The 18,467-nt window shown below is 66.3% G+C and carries 16 protein-coding genes; 10 read left to right on the top strand and 6 right to left on the bottom strand.

What is annotated here, in order from left to right; all coding sequences use genetic code 11:
• Positions 1–211: 211 nt before the first annotated feature.
• Positions 212–1,705 (bottom strand): UbiD family decarboxylase, encoded by a 1,494-nt coding sequence (locus ACEWQZ_RS05370; protein WP_476482042.1) that lies wholly within the window; start codon positions 1,703–1,705, stop codon positions 212–214.
• Between the two features lie 288 nt (positions 1,706–1,993).
• Between ACEWQZ_RS05370 and ACEWQZ_RS05365 the strand changes: the two genes are divergently transcribed.
• The 5 genes from ACEWQZ_RS05365 to ACEWQZ_RS05345 all read left to right on the top strand — a co-directional run bounded on the left by ACEWQZ_RS05365 (position 1,994) and on the right by ACEWQZ_RS05345 (position 6,969).
• Complete coding sequence (locus ACEWQZ_RS05365) at positions 1,994–2,722, top strand: ABC transporter ATP-binding protein (protein ID WP_476482041.1); 729 nt, start codon at positions 1,994–1,996, stop codon at positions 2,720–2,722.
• Positions 2,723–2,729: 7 nt separating this feature from the next.
• On the top strand, positions 2,730–5,093 hold the full coding sequence (locus ACEWQZ_RS05360; RefSeq protein WP_476482040.1) for an ABC transporter permease: 2,364 nt from the start codon (positions 2,730–2,732) through the stop codon (positions 5,091–5,093).
• A 6-nt stretch (positions 5,094–5,099) separates the two neighbouring features.
• Positions 5,100–6,335 (top strand): efflux RND transporter periplasmic adaptor subunit, encoded by a 1,236-nt coding sequence (locus ACEWQZ_RS05355; protein ID WP_476482039.1) that lies wholly within the window; start codon positions 5,100–5,102, stop codon positions 6,333–6,335.
• A 119-nt stretch (positions 6,336–6,454) separates the two neighbouring features.
• Entirely contained in the window at positions 6,455–6,679 is a 225-nt protein-coding gene (locus ACEWQZ_RS05350; RefSeq protein WP_476482038.1) for an addiction module protein, read from the top strand.
• Entirely contained in the window at positions 6,676–6,969 is a 294-nt protein-coding gene (locus ACEWQZ_RS05345) for a type II toxin-antitoxin system RelE/ParE family toxin (RefSeq protein WP_476482037.1), read from the top strand. The genes ACEWQZ_RS05350 and ACEWQZ_RS05345 overlap by 4 nt, the downstream gene beginning before the upstream one ends.
• A 202-nt stretch (positions 6,970–7,171) precedes the next feature.
• On the opposite strand, the gene ACEWQZ_RS05340 is transcribed toward ACEWQZ_RS05345, so the two are convergent.
• Together ACEWQZ_RS05340 and ACEWQZ_RS05335 are read right to left on the bottom strand one after the other, a co-directional pair.
• Entirely contained in the window at positions 7,172–8,431 is a 1,260-nt protein-coding gene (locus tag ACEWQZ_RS05340; RefSeq protein ID WP_476482036.1) for an FAD-dependent oxidoreductase, read from the bottom strand.
• On the bottom strand, positions 8,422–9,876 hold the full coding sequence (locus ACEWQZ_RS05335) for an FAD-binding oxidoreductase (protein WP_476482035.1): 1,455 nt from the start codon (positions 9,874–9,876) through the stop codon (positions 8,422–8,424). The genes ACEWQZ_RS05340 and ACEWQZ_RS05335 overlap by 10 nt, the downstream gene beginning before the upstream one ends.
• 93 nt (positions 9,877–9,969) lie before the next feature.
• Between ACEWQZ_RS05335 and fdxA the strand changes: the two genes are divergently transcribed.
• The gene (fdxA, locus tag ACEWQZ_RS05330) at positions 9,970–10,293 is read left to right on the top strand and encodes a ferredoxin FdxA (RefSeq protein WP_476482034.1); all 324 of its coding nucleotides are present in this window, start codon (positions 9,970–9,972) and stop codon (positions 10,291–10,293) included.
• A gap of 100 nt (positions 10,294–10,393) precedes the next feature.
• A complete protein-coding gene (locus ACEWQZ_RS05325) occupies positions 10,394–11,509 on the top strand; it encodes an META domain-containing protein (RefSeq protein ID WP_476482033.1) in 1,116 nt (371 codons plus the stop codon).
• A 206-nt stretch (positions 11,510–11,715) separates the two neighbouring features.
• Here ACEWQZ_RS05325 and ubiM read toward each other — a convergent pair whose 3' ends face one another.
• Entirely contained in the window at positions 11,716–12,903 is a 1,188-nt protein-coding gene (ubiM, locus tag ACEWQZ_RS05320; RefSeq protein WP_476482032.1) for a 5-demethoxyubiquinol-8 5-hydroxylase UbiM, read from the bottom strand.
• A gap of 180 nt (positions 12,904–13,083) precedes the next feature.
• On the opposite strand from ubiM, the gene ACEWQZ_RS05315 reads away from it, so the two are divergent.
• From ACEWQZ_RS05315 to ACEWQZ_RS05305, 3 genes are all read left to right on the top strand, one after another.
• Positions 13,084–13,389 (top strand): zinc-finger domain-containing protein, encoded by a 306-nt coding sequence (locus ACEWQZ_RS05315; protein ID WP_476482031.1) that lies wholly within the window; start codon positions 13,084–13,086, stop codon positions 13,387–13,389.
• 342 nt (positions 13,390–13,731) lie between these two features.
• Positions 13,732–16,479: a hypothetical protein gene (locus ACEWQZ_RS05310; protein ID WP_476482030.1), complete on the top strand. Its 2,748-nt coding sequence runs from the start codon at positions 13,732–13,734 to the stop codon at positions 16,477–16,479.
• Positions 16,480–16,585: 106 nt separating this feature from the next.
• Positions 16,586–16,894 carry a hexameric tyrosine-coordinated heme protein gene (locus tag ACEWQZ_RS05305; protein ID WP_476482029.1) on the top strand — a complete coding sequence of 103 codons (309 nt, stop codon included), beginning with the start codon at positions 16,586–16,588 and terminating at the stop codon, positions 16,892–16,894.
• A 280-nt stretch (positions 16,895–17,174) separates the two neighbouring features.
• Here ACEWQZ_RS05305 and ACEWQZ_RS05300 read toward each other — a convergent pair whose 3' ends face one another.
• Both ACEWQZ_RS05300 and ACEWQZ_RS05295 read right to left on the bottom strand, forming a co-directional pair.
• Positions 17,175–17,543 (bottom strand): DUF488 domain-containing protein, encoded by a 369-nt coding sequence (locus ACEWQZ_RS05300; RefSeq protein ID WP_476482028.1) that lies wholly within the window; start codon positions 17,541–17,543, stop codon positions 17,175–17,177.
• Positions 17,544–17,662: 119 nt separating this feature from the next.
• Complete coding sequence (locus tag ACEWQZ_RS05295) at positions 17,663–18,412, bottom strand: succinate dehydrogenase iron-sulfur subunit (RefSeq protein ID WP_476482102.1); 750 nt, start codon at positions 18,410–18,412, stop codon at positions 17,663–17,665.
• Positions 18,413–18,467 lie beyond the last annotated feature (55 nt).

Below are 18,467 nucleotides of genomic sequence, written 5' to 3'. Positions count from 1 at the left end.
GAATATCACCGCGCATACAAGCGCAATAGGTACGGATAACAACAACTGCCGCATCACGGCACCTCCTTATGCCTCCACTATACAACCCCAACCGCCGCGGCCGCATGTCGGGCCGTGGCATGAGTAACCGAGTTATCCCTTTGCGCCCTTGTCCCATCCAGCCCGCAGCCCGGCAAGCGCCGGGCTCACAAAAGGCCGCTGATTCGGCGAACTATTCTGCGGCGCCGCCGGACGCCTGGCGCTGCTCCAGAGCCTCGTAGAGGGCTTGAGCGCGCGCTTCGACTTCCGCGTCGGGCACGATCGGCTCGGGCCAGTGGCGATCGCTCTCGCCGGGCAGCTTGCGGGTGGCGTCGAGACCGAGCTTGGACCCCAGGCCAGGCTCCGAGGAGGCAAAGTCCAGGACATCCACCGGCGTGCGTTCGACCATCAGGCTGTCGCGCGCCGGGTCGACGTGGTTGGCCAGCGCCCACAGCACTTCGTTGCCGTCGCGCACGTCGATGTCTTCATCGACCACCACCACGAACTTTGTATAGGTGAACTGGCGCAGGTACGACCACACGCCCATCATTACCCGGCGCGCGTGTCCGGGATAGCGCTTGGCGATCGACACCAGCGCGATGCGATACGAGCACGCCGCCGGCGGCAGGTAGAAGTCGCGGATCTCGGGAAAGATGCCTTTGAGAATCGGCACGAACAGGTCATTGAGCGCCGAGGCCAGGATGGAAGGCTCGTCGTACGGCGACTTGCCCATGAAGCTGCCCTGGTAGATGGCGCCATCGCGCAGTGACACCCGCTCGACGGTGAGCACCGGGTAGACGCCGGCGGCGTTGTAGTGGCCGGTATGATCGCCGAAGGGTCCTTCGAGCGCCGTGTCGTCGGGATGGATGTGCCCTTCGAGCACGATCTCGGCGCCGGCCGGCACCTCCAGGCCGGTCAGCGGTGCGGCCACCACACGGCTGCGCGCCCCGCGCAGCAGGCCGGCGAACTGGAACTCCGAGAGCGTGTCGGGCACCGGCGCGACCGCCGCTAGGGTGGTCGCCGGATCAGCGCCGATGACCACGGCGACCGGAAACGGCTCGCCCGGGCGGGCGCGCTGCCACTCGGCAAAGTCCTGGGCGCCGCCGCGGTGGGCCAGCCAGCGCATGATCACGACATTGGGCCCGATCAGCTGCTGGCGGTAGATGCCGATATTCTGGCGCCCCAGCCGCGCGTTGTCGGTCACCACCAGGCCGAGCGTGATCAGACGCCCGGCATCACCCGGCCAGCAGTGCTGCAGGGGCAGCCGCGCCAGGTCGATTTCTTCGCCTTCGAGCACGTTGTCCTGAAAATCACCGCGCTCTACCCGGCGCGGCGAAACCAGGGCGAGCTGGCCCAGCTCCGGCCAGTCCGTCAGCGCGGATCTGAACGTGCGCGGCAGCCGCGGCTGCTGCAGGCGGGCCAACAGCTCGCCCAGCTCTTCCAGGCTGCGCACCGGCCGATTGCCCAGCACCGCCTCGATGCGCCGGCGGTGGCCGAACAGATTGAGCAGCAGCGCATGATCACTGCCCGTTGCGCTGTCCATCAGCAGGGCCGGGCCACCCCGCGCCTGGGCGTGACGCGCCAGCGCGGTAGCCACCAGCACCGGGTCGACGGGGTCGGCGACGCGCGCGAGCTCGCCGTCTCGCTCCAGCGCTTCGAGGAAGCTCCTGAGGTCGTGATAGGGCACGGCTGGTTTCGCCGGGAGATGGGGAGACAAAGTCTATAGCGAAGCGGACACCCGCGTCCTTGTCGGCTATCAAGTTTGGCGCCGCAAGCCATTATCAACCCGGCGACCGTGCAGGTCGCGTTCAGCAAGGTTAACCGGAACCCCGCCCGGTCTCGCCGGGCTGGATTCAATATGCGATCCTGTACCGCAGACCCGCAAGTCGGCGCCTGGACATGGCTCGAAGCTGAACCGGCTCGATCACCCGCCCAGGCAGCGGGTTTGAACCCCTTGACGGAAAGCGCAAACAGGATGCCCCTCAAACCGGACCACAAAGGCGCCATCGCTTACCGCATCAGCGGTCTGACCAAGGTCTACGGCGAGGGGCCGGCGGCGGTTCACGCCCTGCGCGGGGTCGATCTGGACATCCCCGCCGGCGAACTGATCGTGCTGCTTGGCCCTTCGGGCAGCGGCAAGTCCACGCTGCTCAACATCATCGGCGGGCTGGATCGGGCCACCGGCGGACAGGTGCACTTCCAGGACCGGGAGCTGACGACGCTTTCCGATGCACAACTGACGCGCTATCGGCGCGACCACATCGGCTTCGTGTTCCAGTTCTACAACCTCATGCCGAGCCTGACGGCGCACGAGAACGTCGAGCTGGTCACCGAGATCGCCCGCAACCCGATGGACGCCGACGCCGCGCTCGCCCTCGTGGGCCTGCATGCGCGAACCAGCCATTTTCCGTCACAACTGTCCGGCGGCGAGCAGCAGCGGGTCGCCATCGCTCGAGCCGTGGCCAAGCAGCCAACGGTCCTGTTCTGCGACGAGCCGACCGGCGCCCTGGACAGCGCGACAGGCCGCGCGGTGCTCAAGGTCCTCAAGGACGTCAACGAGCGGCTGGGCGCGACGGTTCTCATCGTCACCCACGCTGCGGCGCAGGCGGCCATGGCCGACCGGGTGATCCATTTCGCCGACGGGGCAATCCGCGAGGTGGTCGTCAACGCGAGCAAGCTTGCGCCGGAGGAGATTGAATGGTGAACAAGCCATGAGCCCGCTCGATCGCAAGCTCCTGCGCGACCTGTGGCGCATCAAGGGCCAGGCCGTCGCCATTGGCGCCGTCATCGGTGTGGGTGTGCTGATGCTGGTCATGATGACCGGCCTGGTCACCTCCCTGGAAGAAACCCGGCGCGCTTACTACGAACGCTACCGTCTGGCCGACGTCTTCGCCCCCGTGACCCGCGCACCGGACCGCCTGATTGCCGATCTGGCCGCCATTTCCGGCGTCTCCGCCGTCGAAGGGCGGGTGACCGGCAGCGCGCTGATCGACCTGCCCGGTCTGGATCTGCCGCTGCAGGCGCGGGCGGTCTCGCTGCCCGATCTTGGCGAGCCTCGACTCAATGATGTCTACCTGAGTGCCGGTCGCCGCCTGGACAGCGGCCATTCCAGCGAGATTCTGCTGCTTCACAGCTTCGCGAACGCCCATGGTCTGAAACCTGGTGACACGCTTTCGGCCACCATGCACGGCGCCCGGCGCAGCTTCCGGATTGTCGGACTCGCGCAGTCGCCGGAGTTTCTCTACACGACGGCCCCCGGCGAGCTTGCCCCCGACGACAGCCGTTTCGGCGTGATCTGGATGAGCCGCACGGCGCTCGCCGCTGCCTACGATATGGAAGGCGCGTTCAACCAGGCGCTCCTCTCCCTTGGCCCCGGGGCCGAGCCGGCGGCCGCGCTCGATGCAGTGGACCGCCTCCTCGCTCCGTATGGCGGGCTGGGCGCCTATGGCCTGGAGGATCAGGAATCCAACCGCTTCGTAAGCGAGGAAATCAGCGGCCTGCGGACCACAAGCAAAGGCGTGCCGCCGATCTTCCTCGCGGTGGCGGCCTTTCTGCTCTACATCGTGATCTCGCGCATGGTGCAGTCCGAGCGCGAACAGATCGGGCTGATGAAGGCATTCGGCTACACCAACGTCGAGGTCGGCGCACATTACCTGAAACTGATTCTCGCCATCGCCGTCGGTGGCGCCCTGGCCGGCTGCCTGGCCGGCATTGCCGCCGGGCGGGCATTGATCGGCGTCTATCTGGAGTATTTCAAGTTTCCCCTGCTGGTGTTTCGGCTCGATCCGGAGTCGTTCGTCATCGGCGTGGCGGTCAGCGTGCTGGCAGCCTCTGCGGGGGGATTGATTGTCCTGCGCGGCGTGTTTGCGCTGACTCCCGCCACCGCCATGCGCCCGCCCGCGCCGCCGGACTACAGCCGTGCCCGGCGGGTTGGCCGGTTCCTCAACCGGCTGCTGGACCAGCCCAGCCGCATGGTGCTGCGGCGCCTGACCCGGCAGCCCGGGCGCATGGCCGGTGCCGCCATCGGCATCGCCGCCGGAATGGCACTGTCGGCCGCCATGACCTCGATTCTCTCAGGCTTTGACCGGACGCTCGCCCTGACCTTCGATGTGATCGACCGCAGCGACGTGACCGTCACCTTCACCGACGCCCTGTCCGACAAGACGATCCTCGAACTGCAGCGCATGCAAGGCGTCATCGAAGTGGAGCCGGTCCGTATCATTCCCGCCGTGCTGCGCAACGGGCTCAAGTCGTATCGCGGCGCAGTCAACGGGCTGGTGGCCGAGCCCCGACTCAACCGCGCGGTGGACAAGAACGTGACCACCATCGCGATGCGGCGAGAAGGCGTGATTCTGGCGACCGCGCTGGCAGATATTCTCGATATCGCACCGGGCCAGACGCTGACCGTCGAGGTGCGCGAAGGGCGCCAGCCGGTGCTCGATATTCCGGTCATCGGCATTGCCGAGACGCTGCTCGGTTCCCCCGCCTTCATGGAACTGGAAGCGCTCAACCGCGCGCTGCGCGAACCGAACCGGGTCTCCGGTGCCTACCTGCGGGTCGATGCGGCACACAGCCAGAGCGTCTATCGTCGGCTCAAGGACATGCCCGCCGTCGCCGGCGTCAGCCTCAAGGCCGACGCGCGCGATGCGTTCCAGAAGCTGGTGGATACCGGTGCCGGCGCCATGCGCTATATCATGGCCGCCATCGCCGCCGTCATCACCTTCGGCATCGTCTACAATGCCGCCCGCATTGCCTACGCGGAGCGTGCCCGTGACCTCGCCAGCCTGCGAGTGATCGGCTTCACCCGCGGTGAAGTTGCCTTCGTTCTGCTCGGCGAGCTCGCCGCCATTACCCTGATCGCGCTGCCGACAGGCGCGCTTCTGGGCTATTACCTTTCCTTCGGCATCGCTGCCGGATTCAGCACCGATCTTTATCAGATCCCGGCCGTGTTCACCCCCGAAAGCTACGGTACGGCGGCGCTGGCGGTCATTGCAGCCGCCGTGGCGTCTGGCTGGCTGGTGAAGCGGGATATCGACCGGGCCGATCTGATCACTGCCCTGAAAACTCGGGAGTAGACCTGCATGGCACGCAAACGATCACGCTCCTTTCTGACAATCGCCGCTGTCGCCGTCGTCGGCGCGGCGCTGATCTTCGCCTTCTGGCCCCGCCCGACAAGCATCGATATCGGCGAGGTCACGCGCGGGCCCATGATCATGACCATCGACGAGGAAGGGCGCACCCGCGTGCACGACGCCTATGTGGTATCGACGCCGGTCGCCGGTCGCCTGCTGCGTGTGGAGGTCGAGCCTGGCGATTCGGTCGAGCGACATCAGACCGTTGTCGCGCAAATGCTGCCCAGCAACCCGGCGGCACTGGACGTGCGCAGCCGCGAGCAGGCACGAGCCGCGGTGGCCGCTGCCGACGCTGCCCTGCGTCTGGCTCGCGCAGAGCTCAACCGGGCCATCGCCGACAGGGAACTGGCCGACAATGAGCTGGAGCGCAGCTCCACGCTACGGCGCGACGGTACCATCAGCGAGGCCGCGCTTGATCGTGCCATTCGGGACGCGCGCGCTGCGCAAGCCGCCTTCAACACCGCCGAGGCCGCCATCGAGATGCGTCAGGCCGAGCTGGAAAACGCGCGTGCGCAACTTGTGAGATTCAGCGATCGACAGCAGCCTGACAGCGCCATCGTCGAGACAGGGGAGGGAGAAGAAATCCCGATCCATGCGCCAGTCACGGGGCAAGTGCTGCGCCTCATGCAACAAAGCGAAACCACCCTTCCGGCCGGAGCGGCAATTCTGGAAGTCGGCGACGTCGACAACGATCTGGAGGTGATCGTCGAACTGCTGTCCACCGACGCGGTGCAAGTGAGCCCGGGCGATCGCGTTCTCATCGAGCAGTGGGGTGGCCCGGGCACGCTCGATGCCGTGGTGGAACGGGTGGATCCCTGGGGTTTCACCAAGTTCTCCGCGCTTGGCGTCGAGGAACAGCGCGTCAACGCAATCATCCGCTTTGCCGATCCTGAGCCGGCACACACAGGCCTGGGTCACGGCTTCCGCGTCGAGGCACGCATCGTCATCTGGGAAGACGGCGATGCCTTGACCGTGCCCTCCAGCGCGCTGTTTCGCGATGGAGAAGCCTGGTCGGTGTTTTTGGTCGACAACGGCAGCGCGCAGCGGCGGCAGGTCGAGATCGGGCACAACAACGGCATTCAGGCCCAGGTGCTCAGCGGGCTGAAGCGCGGCGATCGCGTGATCCTGTATCCCGCCTCCGGCCTCAGTGATGGCATGCGCGTGACGCAGCGGGAGATCCATTGAGCAGGATATTGCTAACCTGGCAGTTACTAACGAAATCACTATTGAGTGGACACTCAGCCAGTTAGATGTGCTTGACGGCTGTGGGTAAAATGAAGCTCGCGCTTTACGGAGACAGGATCATGTCAACTTCAGCAGAGTCGGTGCTATACGAGGCTTTACAGCTTCCGCCCGCAGAGCGTGCGGCGCTGGTCGAGGGGCTTATTGGAAGCCTGGATCAACCTGACTCGGCCATGGACGCCTTGTGGCTCAAGGAAGCGGAGGATCGCATGGCGGCTTATCGTTCCGGTGAGCTGGGCGCAGTGGATGTAGAGATAGCCTTTTCCGAACTTGGTCAGGCGATTTGAAGACCCGGCTACTTTACCCTGCGCAGCGTGAGTTGGCCGAGACGATCGATTACTACAATAAAGAGCGGGCTGGCCTGGGTAACGATTTCCGGGAGGAAGCCTGGCATGCCATCCAGCGTATTCGGAGATTCCCAGACGCGTGGTCTCCGTTGGGAGGATGCATTCGGCGGTGCCAGTTGCGACGCTTTCCGTATGGAATCATCTATGAGCCAGTAGCGACCGAGATCGTCATCATTGCTGTCGCGCATTTGCATCGCCGCCCCGAATATTGGCGTTCTCGCGTCGAATGAATCCAACTGATCATGCACGTCGCTCTGCCGGCTTCTGGCCCGTTGTTTTTGAAACCACAGATTGCGCAGATTGACGCAGATTCAAGAAAACCAAACCTTGTAACCACGGAAAACACGGAAGGGCACGGAAGGAAAAAGTCTTTCGACAGATCTCCAGGGTTCATTTTCCGTGTGTTTCCGTATTTTCCGTGGTTTTCAGGTTTCAGCGGCCCGGACGATAGAGCACGGGGTCGATGGCCGGAGGGCGGCCTTCGATCAGGTCGGCGACCAGGTTGGCCGAACCGCAGGCCATGGCCCAGCCCATCGGGCCGTGGCCTGTGTTGAGATAAAGACCCGCGATTTTCGACTCGCCCAGCAGCGGCCGCCCGTCGGGCGTGAGCGGGCGCAGGCCGGCCCAGGAGCGGCCGGCGGCCGGGGTCAGCTGTTCGGCCACGGCCGGCAGCAAGCTGCGGGCGTTGTCGAGCAGCACGTCCATCCGCGCCGGCGGAATGGCGCGGCGGTGGCCGGCGAAATCGGCCAGGCCGGCGACGCGCAGGCGCGTCTCGCCCAGGCGCAGGGTGACGAAGCGCCGGGCGGTGTCGAGCAGGGGCAGCCGCGGCAGCGCGGCGCCGTCTTCGAGCTCGAAGGTGGCCGAGTAGCCGCGCACCGGCTCGATCGGCACCTTCAGCCCCAGCGGTCGCAGCAGATGCGGGGTTTCAGGCCCGGCGGCGAGCACGCAGGCATCGCCCTGAATCCGCCCGCGCGAAGTCTCCAGGCCAACGAAACGCCGCTTTTCCACCATCACGGCAGACACGCGCTCGCCCAGGTGCAGGTGCGCGCCCTGCTGCTCGGCCATTTTGGCGGCCTCGCTGGCGAACGCGGCCGCGTCGCCGGATTCGTGTTCGGGGTAATACAGGCCGCCGGCCAATCGCGCGGCGACCGGCACCAGCGCCGGCTCGCGGACAACCAGCTCGTCAACGGCAAGCGGCTGGACCTCGCCCATCCCGTCGATCAGTTGCCGACGCAGACTCAGGGCACGCTCGAAGGCCCTGCCGTCGGTATGGACCTGCATCGAACCAACCGTTGTCTGGGCGTACTGCAAGTCGTATTGATTGCGCCACCGGCGCAGCTGCGCCAGCGAATACAGCCCCAGGCGGATATTGGCGCGGGCGTTGGCGACAAAACGCTTTTCGCGGGCGTTGGCCAGAAACGCCAGGCCCCAGCGGCCAAGCCCGGGCAGGCGTCCCGGCGGCAGGCGCCAGGGCGCATCCTTGCGGCCCAGGTATTTCAGCAGAACGGGCAGCAGATCCGGCGCATTCCAGGGCTCGGCATGCAGCGGCGTGACGCCACCGCCATTGGCGTGGCTGGTGTCGTCGGCCACGCGCTCGCGCGCGTCGACCAGGCTGACCTCGAAGCCGCGCTCGACCAGCGCCAGCGCCGTGGCCGCGCCGACCACGCCGGCACCCAGAACCACTACGTGCATGCGGATTCGCTCCGGTTGTGGCTCAACAGCACCTTGCCGGGATTGAACACGCCCTCAGGATCGAGGGCGTGCTTTACTCTGGTCATCGTTTCGAGCCGCAGCGCATCGCTGCGTTCGGCCAGCTCGCCGGCGCGCAGCTGGCCGATGCCGTGCTCGGCGGCAATCGAACCGCGATGGCGGCCGACGGCGTCGAACACGATGCGGTTGCAGTCGGGCTCCAGGGCGCGAAAGGCATCAGCACTCATGTTCTCCGGCGGGCTCAGATTGAAGTGCAGATTGCCGTCGCCAACGTGCCCGAACACGCAGGGGCGGATACCCGGCACGCGTTCGGCCAGGGCACGGCAGGTGTCTTCGACAAAGCCCGGGATGGCGGCCACAGGAACCGAAATATCGTGCTTGAGGCTGGCGCCGCCGAGCTTCTGCGCCGGCGAGATTGCCTCGCGCAGGCGCCACAATTCACCGGCGCGGATATCGTTGGCGGCCACCACCGCGTCGGTGGCCACGCCTTCGTCGCGGGCGCGCTCGAGGGCTTGCACGCAGGCATCGCCGAGCCAGTCGCCGGCCACCGCCGTGTCGGCCTGCAGCAGCAGATACCAGGGGTGGGCCCTTACCAGCGGATCGTGCGCGTCGGGGAGATAGTCGAGCACGAAATCCAGCGCCAGGCGCGGCATCAGTTCCAGTGCCGAAACCGTCTCGCCCAGATGGTGCCGGAGCAGCCGCAGCAGCGTCAGCGTGGACGCCAGATCGGGCGCGCCGATCAGGGCGGTCATGCTCTGGCGCGGCGTGGCGACCAGGCCCAGGGAAGCTGCGGTAACGATGCCCAGCGTGCCTTCGCTGCCGATGAACAGCTGATTCAGGTCGTAGCCGCTGTTGTCCTTGCGCAGACCCTTGAGGCCGTCCAGCACGCGGCCGTCGGCCAGCACCACCTCCAGGCCCAGTACCTGCCGGCGCATGTTGCCGTAACGGATGGTCAGATGCCCACCGGCATTGGTGGCGACATTGCCGCCAATGGTGGCGCTGCCCTCCGAGGCCAGGCTCATGGGAAACACCAGCCCGGCACCAGCAGCGGCCTGCTGCACCGTCGCCAGCGGGCAGCCGGCCTCGGCCACCAGGCTGGCGCCCTCGGCGTCGACGCTGCGTATCTGGCGCATGCGCTCCAGGCTGAGCACCACCTCTGCCCCGGTGCCGCGCGCGCACTGACCGCCCACCAGGCCGGTGTTGCCGCCGCGCGGCACGATCGTCAGGCCGGCTTCGCGGCAGAGGCTCACCGCAGCGGCCACCTGCTGGGTAGAGGCCGGGCGCAGCATGGCCAGCGGCAGGTCGTGGTAACGTCCGCGCGGCTCGCCGCTGCGCTCGGCCAGATCCGCGGTGTCGCTGATCACCCCGGCCGCGCCAAGCAGGTTTCGCAAGCGCGCGAGGTTTTCCGAAAAGCGCTGGACTGTCATGCCGGCATTATCCCAGAAAGCATACATGCATCAAATATGCATGTTATCCTTTACTTCAGATTCCAGCGTGCTGTAAGCCAAGGTGGACAAGCCATGACCTTCGTTGTGACCGAAAACTGCATCAAGTGCAAATACACCGATTGCGTGGAGGTCTGCCCCGTGGACTGCTTTCACGAGGGCCCCAACTTTCTGGTCATTGACCCCGAAGAATGCATCGATTGCACCCTGTGCGAGCCAGAATGCCCGGTCGACGCCATCTATCCCGAAGACGATCTGCCGGCCGACCAGCGACACTTTCTCGAAATCAACGCAGAGCTGTCGCCACAGTGGCCGGTGATCACGGAAATGAAGCCCGCCCCCGAAGACGCCGAGGAGTGGGAAGACGTGCCGGGCAAGCTCGAGTACCTGGAGCGCTGAGCCGCCGGACCTGAACCGCCGGGCACGCCCACGACGGAACCCTCACACGGGGCACGGGTCGATAGCGGTAAGCTTTATCGCATTGCACCCGGAGAAGCCCGTGAACAAAGGATTCCTGAAACAAGCGCCACTGAAGCAGGCCGGCGTCGCAGCCGCCGCGCTGCTGCTGTCAGCCTGCACCTTCAACCTGCGCCCGCAAGGCGGAGACGAACCCGCCGACGGCGAAGAGCAGAAGGTAACCACCGCCGTGGCCGGGCAACTGTTCTATCCCGAGCGCATCGCCCTGCCCCCCGAGGCGGTGCTGCATCTGCAGGTGCAGCAAATCACGCCGCAAGGCGCGGTCACCATTGCCGAATATCAGCAGCAGCTCGACGGCGGCCAGGTGCCCTTCCCGCTGGGGCTGCGCTTTGAACGGACCCCGGGCGACCACCACGTTCACGAGCTGCGCGCCAGCGTAAGCGCTGACGAAGAGCTCCTGCGCGACAGCGGCCCGGTGCTGCTCGACCCGCAATCGACGCAGATCGATCTCGGCCGGGTCCGGCTGTTTGCCTTCGACGACGGCCTGACCACAGGCGCCGGGCCGCGACTCGAGCCGCCGATCGAGGCGCGCGGCAGCGAGCCGGGTTGGCTGCTCGAGCTGACCGACGACCACGCAACGCTCGACTACGACTACGGCCAATCCCGCATCACGGCGCCGCTGATCGATCGCCAGGGCCTGAAACAGGGCGAGCGCATCCGCGCCGCCGGCGAGGACGGCGTGATCACCGCCACCTTCCACCAGACCGCATGCCGCGACAGCGCCACCGGCATGCCGCACCCCTGGCGGGTGAGCGCCCAGGTGCCCGGCAAACGCCTGACCGGCTGCGGCGGCGAGCCCGAAAGCCTGCTCGTCGGCGACTGGGTGATCGAGCGAATCGGCAACATGCAGCCCGGCGAAGAAGCGCGCATGACGCTGGCATTCGACGGCAAAGGTCGAATCAGCGGCCGCGGCGCCTGCAACTCGTGGTTCGCCGACTACAAGCTCACGCCCGAGCGCCTGAACATCGAGCGCCCCGGCGCGACCCTGATGGCCTGCGCCGACGAACTGATGGCGCTCGATCAGCGCCTGTTCGAGCTGCTGGATGCGGTTCACGGCTTTGAACTGGACAACGAAGGCCGCCTGCTGCTGATCTCCGGCAACGAGCGCATCCGCGCCCGCCCGGCCGATTCGGACTGAAGGCAGGTTCAGCGTCGAGTTTCTGCAACCGCAGATTGCGCAGGTCTGATCCGGTTGATGGCGGGCCGGGCTCGCCAGAACCGGGAAACCACTCTTTCGACAGATCTCTCGGGTTCAGTTTCCGTGTATTCGGTGCCTTCCGTGGTTACAAGGTTCTGACTTTCTTGAAATCTGCGCCATCTGCGGTTTCGAGGGCTTGAAGCCTATCAAGCCCCAGGCAAGACACCGCGGCCGGTCAGCTGCCCGGCCACGGCCTGACGGAAGGGCGCGATGCGGTTGGCCACCCGCAGCACCGAGCGGCGCAGCACGCGCGCGGGCAGGTGATCGTTGGTGTACAGCCCCACCACCGTGGCGGTGGCCAGATACAGCGGCAGGCTGGCCATCCGGTGCCGGCGCTGATAGGCGGCCAGCACCGAGCGATCGGAAACCGGCAGACCGCGCCCGGCGGCCGAGTGCATCGCCTGAGACAGGATCTCGACGCCCTTGAGACCCAGATTGAAGCCGTGCGCGGTCACCGGGTGCATGCCCACCGCGGCGTCGCCGACCAGCGCCAGGCGCTCGGCGACCGTCCGGTCGGGCCACACGCCGACTAGCGGATAGAGGTGGCGACGGCTGTCGAGACGCATCTCGCCGAGGCGATGCCGGTACATGGCGGTGACTTCGCGGTTGTAGTCGGCCTCGTCGCATTCAGCCAGGCGGCCGGCCTGCTCGTGCGGCAGGGTAATCACCGCCGAGGCCCGGCGGCCGACGAGTGGCAGCATCGCCAGGGTGCGGTCGTAGCCGAACCACTCCCAGGCGACGTTTTCGTGATCGCGCTCGAGGGTGACGTGGGCCAGCAACATGCTGCAGCCGAAATCGCGCATGCGCGCGCCGATGCCGGCCGCGCGGCGCAGGCTCGAAAAGCGTGAATCGGCCGCGATCACCAGGCCGGCCTCGACCGAACGGCCGTCGGACAGCTCGAGGCGGCGTCCCGTCGCCGTGAGCGCCGTGCCCTCGACCCTGACCCCGGCCTCGACCCTGGCGCCTTGCTGCGCGGCCACCGCCTCCCAGGCCGCTTTTCTGATGCGGTGGTTGGCCACCAGAGTGCCCAGCCGGTCGCTGCCGCCGTCGGCGTGGCTGATGCGCATCGGCCGCGGCGATTCGCCGTCGAACACGGCCGCGTCGCGCAACTCACTGAGGGTGGCGGCGTCCAGCCGTTGCCAGATGCCGATGCGCTCGAGCAGCGTCTGCGAGGCGTGGGTGAGCGCAATCTCGCGCCCGTCCTCGGCCGGTTCGGCCAGGTTGTCTTCCGACGCGCCGTCGAACAGGCGAATGTCGAGCCCCAGCCCGTCGAGCGCGCGCGCCAGGCACAGCCCGGCCGGCCCGGCGCCAACGATGGCCACATCGATGGTCATGTCGCTTGCAACTCCTCTGGTGTTCATCCCGGGGATGCCGTGCACCCGACCGTAGCACGCAGCGGCGGCTGGCGGGCTTGATCCCGATCAGAAACGAAAAAGCCGCCGCCCTTCACCATGAGCCTGCGCAAGCCGGTATCATGTACGGTTTGTCATGTAACCACCGCGGAGACAACCCCCATGGTCGCCAAGCGCAAGGAAGGTGAGCTCGGGCCCGCCTGCCAACAGCAGGAGTATGAAGTCGGCTGGGAAGACCTGCCGCTGTCGTGCCCCACGCCCGCAATGAAGGTCTGGAACGCCCACCCGCGCGTCTATATACCGGTTCACCGCTCCGGGCGCGAGATGTGCGCATACTGCGGCGCCGTCTACACATTGCGTGACCCCGATCCCGAACAGCCGATGCCGTTGTTCGACAACGCCGAGATCGAAAACGCCTTCCGCCGCGCCCAGCAGCGCGTGCGCGAAGAGCAGAGCCAATCGGCCTGAGTGCAACCAGCCGGACGTTGCGCCCGCTTCCCGCGCCAGGGAGGCGGCACCCGCGCCTGCCCGGTCGAAATGATGCCCGCGCTTGACACCCCGGCCGCCCGCGGCGTAGCTTTGAACCCGATGGCGAAGCAGGCAAAGGGGGTCCGGACCGACAGTCGCCCGGATGTTGTCATCACCATCGTTGCGACAGCCAACCGCTAGCCAGAGCCCCGTCATACCTTCCTTCGCATTCGCGCCCGCCCGGTGTGCGTTCCGCCTCTGCCGGTACGCACACCGGGTGAGCCACGCCTTGATCGGCCCGACCGGGAGGACGGGCCGCCGGAATGAGCCACGAGGGAGACCATGACCCGCAAGATCCTGAAGACCCTTAACCCCGTTTTTCTGGCGACCGGCGCCTGGCTGCTGCTGTCCATGCAGGCCCATGCCGGCGATTACACCGCGCTCGGCTGCCCGCTGGCCATTGATGCCGGGCCGCTGCGCTGCGAGGCTGGTGCCGACCGCGATACCCGAATGCGCGATCGGCTGGCCCAGCTGCAGGCCGAAGGTCGGCTCAAGCCCATGCCGCGCCCACGCTCACAGCCCGCACCGCTGGCGAAATCCGCCAGCCGCCTGATGCGCGAGGGCCATCCCCGGCCCGAGGATCCAGAGGCTGGGCTGGTCCCGGCCGACTACATCAATCCCATCGACCTGGTTCGCGAGCAGGGCCACTTGCGCCATGAGGTCCGCGTCGACATCCCGATCGACTGGGACAACAGAAACAACAACCGCCTGGTCCAGGTCCTGAGCTTTGAGGCCCCGGACTGGGCCCGGATGATGCTTGTTGAGTATGTCCCCGACGAGCCGGTCGAGGAGCAGGGGCTCGACCAGGGGCAGACCGGCCTGTACCTGCGCCCCCATAACCCGTTCGTCGAGGGCAGCTTTCCGCAACCGGAGGGCCCGTTCGACCGCAAGCCGATCGATGTTCACGCTATCAACCAGGCCGCCTACCGCAGCGAGAACGCCAGAGAGCGCGGGATTGATCACTACCTCTTAATCACGCGCGACATGGACCCGGCGCCGGCCGGCAAGTCCTGGCACGTCGCCATCGGCCAGCTCGGTATCTGGCCGACCAGCGGGACGGTGCGGGTGTATTTCAGCGGCTCGACCTATCGCGCCCCGCTGGCGGTCCGGCTGTACTACGACGCCGAAGAGGAGGCGCAGCAGGTCGGTTTTTTCGACCCCACCCCGCGCGAGCCCGACGGCGACAATCCCGGCACGACCCAGGGCGAGGCGATGCGCTGGATTCTGTTTCAGGCCACCGAGGAGCTGCTCGACCACCTCGACTTCGACGGTTTTCTGCCCATCCGGATTCTGGCCACGACCTTCGAAGACAACCTGCGGGCGACCGGCTCTGCCTCCAGCTGGATCGATCGCGGATTCATCGAGCCCGAGACCCCGGCGCCGGGGCGCCTGCGCGCGCGCGGGCCCAACTCCGGCCCCCTCGGCGGCGGCTTTACCAAGCACACCCGCCACTTCTACTCGGTCCCGCTGACCGTCTGGGAGCGTGAGGCCGGCACCGACGCCTGCCGCGCCCGGAGCGGAGGCAGGTCAGTCGGCCTGTGTGGCCAGGTCCAGCAGCCCAACGAGGCGCTGATCACCGATCCCGGCCAGGTCAGCGCGGTGACCGGCTACATCACGATCCTGCGTGATTTTGAGCGCACCAGCGGATCGCGGGCCGGTACCTGGTGGCGCTGGGACAAGAACCTCAAGGACTGGAGCAAGCCCAGACGGCCCAACATCACGGCCCTGATCAAGCACGAGATGATGCACGTCCTGGGCTTCAGCTGGCCGACCAAATCCCAGGCCTACCTCGCCTCGTTCGAGCCGCCGCGGCCCTGGCTGGACCGGCCGTACGACATCCTGGCGCAGCGCGACGGCGAGTGGTTCCGGACCGGCACGCGGCAGCACTTCTACGGTCCGATCGCCAGCCCGAGCGAGCACAACCCCTGGCGGCACACCGCCGAGCCGGGCCCGCGCCTGGACGACCCGACCAATTCAACTAACGCAAACCTCTTCTCATTCCACCTGATGAACGAGGATGGCGACGAGCTGGCGCAGTGGGAGCCACGCAAGGACTTAATGCGCCCCTGGATCGTCGTCAACGCACCCCAGGAGGAGGTGGGTATTGAGCGCGACATTCTGCTCGATCTCGGCTACGCCCGGGGCACCTGGTCGATCCAGGACCGGCGCCTGCCGCGGCACTGGTACGACCCGGAGCGCTCCGGCCACGGCCTGGACTTTCGGCGCGTCGAGCGCGCCGATGGCTCGATGCAGCACTTCCTGCATTTTTACACCTATGACTCCGACGGCAACCCCGAGTGGTACATCGCCACCGGCGAGCTGGACGACCGCATGGTCCTCGAGGCCGGGCTGGACTATGTCACCTGGGATGAGGGGCGCCACCCGAAGGCCCAGGCCGACCCCGGCCGCTCGGGCACGGTCCGCCTCAACCTCGACCCGGCCATCGATCATCCGGCCTGCGCCGAGCGCCGCCAGTACCACCCTGATGGCAACTCCAAGTGGCTGTTTGCGGTGCTGGAGTTCGACCTGCCCGACGGGTCGGGCACCTGGTGCCTGGAGCCGCTGATGTTCGGCCGCGAGCCGGCCTTCCCCGAAGAAGGCTCGGGCTCGTGGTATGCCGCCGATCCCGAGGACTCCGGCTGGGGGCTGAGCGTGATGACGCGTAACTACGGCCCGCGCCCGATCATCAACACCGTGGTCTATTACTACGATGATGCCGGCGAGCCGACCTGGTCGATCGGCACCGCCGGCGCCGACTACACCCTGCCCTACGGCTCGGTGGGTGCCGGGATCGAGATCGACATGCTGCACGTGACCGGGTTCTGCCGCACCTGCGAGCCGGTGGAGACCACCACCCAGTCGGCCGGCACGCTCGATTTGCAGATCAACAGCCAGCGCATGGAGGCCGATGCGAACAATCGCATCATGCGCCTGGACCTGACCGATCGGGGTCCGGTCGGCGGCCGCTGGCTGCGCGAGGATATCGACATCAAACTGCTGTCGAGTCCGCACCCGAACATGTCGCAGTGAACCTCGTGCGGGCGGCCGGCCGTCGGCCGCCCGCGTCGGCTGATTAATTCATTCACCCTGCATGATAAGCTGATCCGACTTTCGGCACGAAATAAGGAGAAGCAGCATGCAACGCACCCTGATTGCACTGATCGCCGCCCTGGCGCTGGTGGCCGCGCCGGTCTTCGCCGACGAGGACAAGTCTTCCGACGGCGCCGACGCCCTGAGCCTGATGACCGACACGCCGGCCGAGGGCTTCGACCTGGCCGTGTCGCTGGCCCGGCGCGCCGTGGTCACGACCCAGCCCGACAAGGAAGTGTTGTTCGACCAGCGCCCGCGCTACAGCCAGGACGCCGAAGACCTGATCGCCGTCTCGCAGACCGTGGCGATGTACTTCCAGACGGTGGCGGCAGCCAATAACTACTGGCGCGAGTAGGGCGTCACCTGAAGCTGCGGTTGAAGAAACCACAGATTGAAGCCAACCTGATTATGTATGTAAATCAGCCACGCTCCGACCCGCAGTCCAGGCTTTCCATATTCTGGAAACCACGGAAACACACGGAACATGAACCTCAGGAGTTCGATCGACAGACTTCCTTTCGTGTCTCTCCGTGTTTTCCGTGGTTACAAGGTTCTGTTTTACTGAATCTGCGGGATCAAGAGCAGCAAGCCTCGAGCAGGCTGAGTGAAAGGCGTAGCCAGGAATTGCCTGGCGGTCAGAGCATTTCCTGAATGACTTCGCGCAGCACGACCGCCTGGTTGTGCTCTTCGTCCTTCGCGCCATAGAGCAGCACCAGACCGTGGTCGCGGGCCATTTCGGCCAGCTCTTCGAGCAATTCCTGCTTGTCGTCGTCGTCGCGCAGTTCCTTGCGGTATTTCTGCTTGAAGGCGGCCCACAGCTTGGGGTCGTGGTCGAACCACTTGCGCAGCTCGTCGGAGGGCGCCAGCTCCTTGTACCAGTGATGGTGGCCGGCGTCTTCCTTGGACACGCCGCGCGGCCAGACGCCATCGACCAGTACCCGGGTGCCTTCGTTCTTTTCCGCTTTGTCGTAGACGCGACGAATGTTGACCTGACGCTTGTTCATTGTCGATTACCTCAAGAGTTGGCCTGGTTACGTACGTTTATCGGTGACTTTCGAAACTGCAGTTTCAAGAACAACAAGCCCCGGGCCGGCTGAACGGCGTACATGATCAGGAAAGTCGATCAGAATTTTCTCTTGAGCAACTCCTGCTTGATTCGGGCGATTGCGGTTCCCGGCTCCAAGCCCTTGGGACAGGTGCGGGTGCAGTTGAGAATGGTGTGACAGCGATACAGCCGGAAGGGGTCTTCGAGTTCATCGAGGCGTTCGCCGGTGGCCTCATCGCGGCTGTCGGCCAGCCAGCGCCAGGCCTGCAGCAGGGTAGCCGGGCCCAGAAAGCGATCGCCGTTCCACCAGTGGCTGGGGCAGCCCGAGGTGCAGCAGAAGCACAGGATGCACTCGTAGAAGCCGTCGAGCCGGGCGCGGTCTTCGGGTGACTGCAGGCGTTCGCGGTCGGGCGGGGCCGGGCTTTGCGTGCGTATCCACGGGCGAATGCTCTGATACTGCGCGATGGCATGCGTCTGGTCGCCGACCAGATCCTTGATGATCGGCAGGTTGTTGAGCGGAAAGACGCGCGCCGGCTCCTTGAGCTCTTCGATCGGCTGGGTGCAGGCCAGCCAGTTGCGGCCGTTGATGTTCATGGCGCACGAGCCGCACACGCCCTCGCGGCAGGAGCGCCGGAAGGTCAGGGTCGGGTCGATATGGTTCTTGATGTGGATCAGCGCGTCGAGCAGCATCGGCCCGCAGCGCTCGGTATCGACGGTATAGGTGTCGATGCGCGGCGAGCTGTCCTGATCGGGATCGTAGCGATAGACCGACAGCTCCAGCGGCGCGGCGGCGTCTGCCGGTCTTGGCCAGCACTTGCCCTCGCGCATGCGCGAGCGGCGGTTGAGGCCGAAGTTCGCGGGCACGGGGAAGCGGCGCGGATGC

It is taken from the genome of Wenzhouxiangella sp. YN1 (assembly GCF_056324145.1).
Note: the sequence above shows the minus strand (reverse complement) of the source record. Positions and strands in the feature narration are given on the sequence as shown.

Excerpts from the sequence above, each read along its gene's own strand:
- ACEWQZ_RS05365 (WP_476482041.1), top strand. The coding sequence starts at position 1,994 with ATGCCCCTCAAACCGGACCACAAAGGCGCCATCGCTTACCGCATCAGC.
- ACEWQZ_RS05360 (WP_476482040.1), top strand. The coding sequence starts at position 2,730 with ATGAGCCCGCTCGATCGCAAGCTCCTGCGCGACCTGTGGCGCATCAAG.
- ACEWQZ_RS05355 (WP_476482039.1), top strand. The coding sequence starts at position 5,100 with ATGGCACGCAAACGATCACGCTCCTTTCTGACAATCGCCGCTGTCGCC.
- ACEWQZ_RS05350 (WP_476482038.1), top strand. The coding sequence starts at position 6,455 with ATGTCAACTTCAGCAGAGTCGGTGCTATACGAGGCTTTACAGCTTCCG.
- ACEWQZ_RS05340 (WP_476482036.1), bottom strand. The coding sequence starts at position 8,431 with ATGCACGTAGTGGTTCTGGGTGCCGGCGTGGTCGGCGCGGCCACGGCG.
- ACEWQZ_RS05335 (WP_476482035.1), bottom strand. The coding sequence starts at position 9,876 with ATGACAGTCCAGCGCTTTTCGGAAAACCTCGCGCGCTTGCGAAACCTG.
- fdxA (WP_476482034.1), top strand. The coding sequence starts at position 9,970 with ATGACCTTCGTTGTGACCGAAAACTGCATCAAGTGCAAATACACCGAT.
- ubiM (WP_476482032.1), bottom strand. The coding sequence starts at position 12,903 with ATGACCATCGATGTGGCCATCGTTGGCGCCGGGCCGGCCGGGCTGTGC.
- ACEWQZ_RS05315 (WP_476482031.1), top strand. The coding sequence starts at position 13,084 with ATGGTCGCCAAGCGCAAGGAAGGTGAGCTCGGGCCCGCCTGCCAACAG.
- ACEWQZ_RS05310 (WP_476482030.1), top strand. The coding sequence starts at position 13,732 with ATGACCCGCAAGATCCTGAAGACCCTTAACCCCGTTTTTCTGGCGACC.
- ACEWQZ_RS05305 (WP_476482029.1), top strand. The coding sequence starts at position 16,586 with ATGCAACGCACCCTGATTGCACTGATCGCCGCCCTGGCGCTGGTGGCC.
- ACEWQZ_RS05300 (WP_476482028.1), bottom strand. The coding sequence starts at position 17,543 with ATGAACAAGCGTCAGGTCAACATTCGTCGCGTCTACGACAAAGCGGAA.
- ACEWQZ_RS05295 (WP_476482102.1), bottom strand. The coding sequence starts at position 18,412 with ATGCGCGAGGGCAAGTGCTGGCCAAGACCGGCAGACGCCGCCGCGCCG.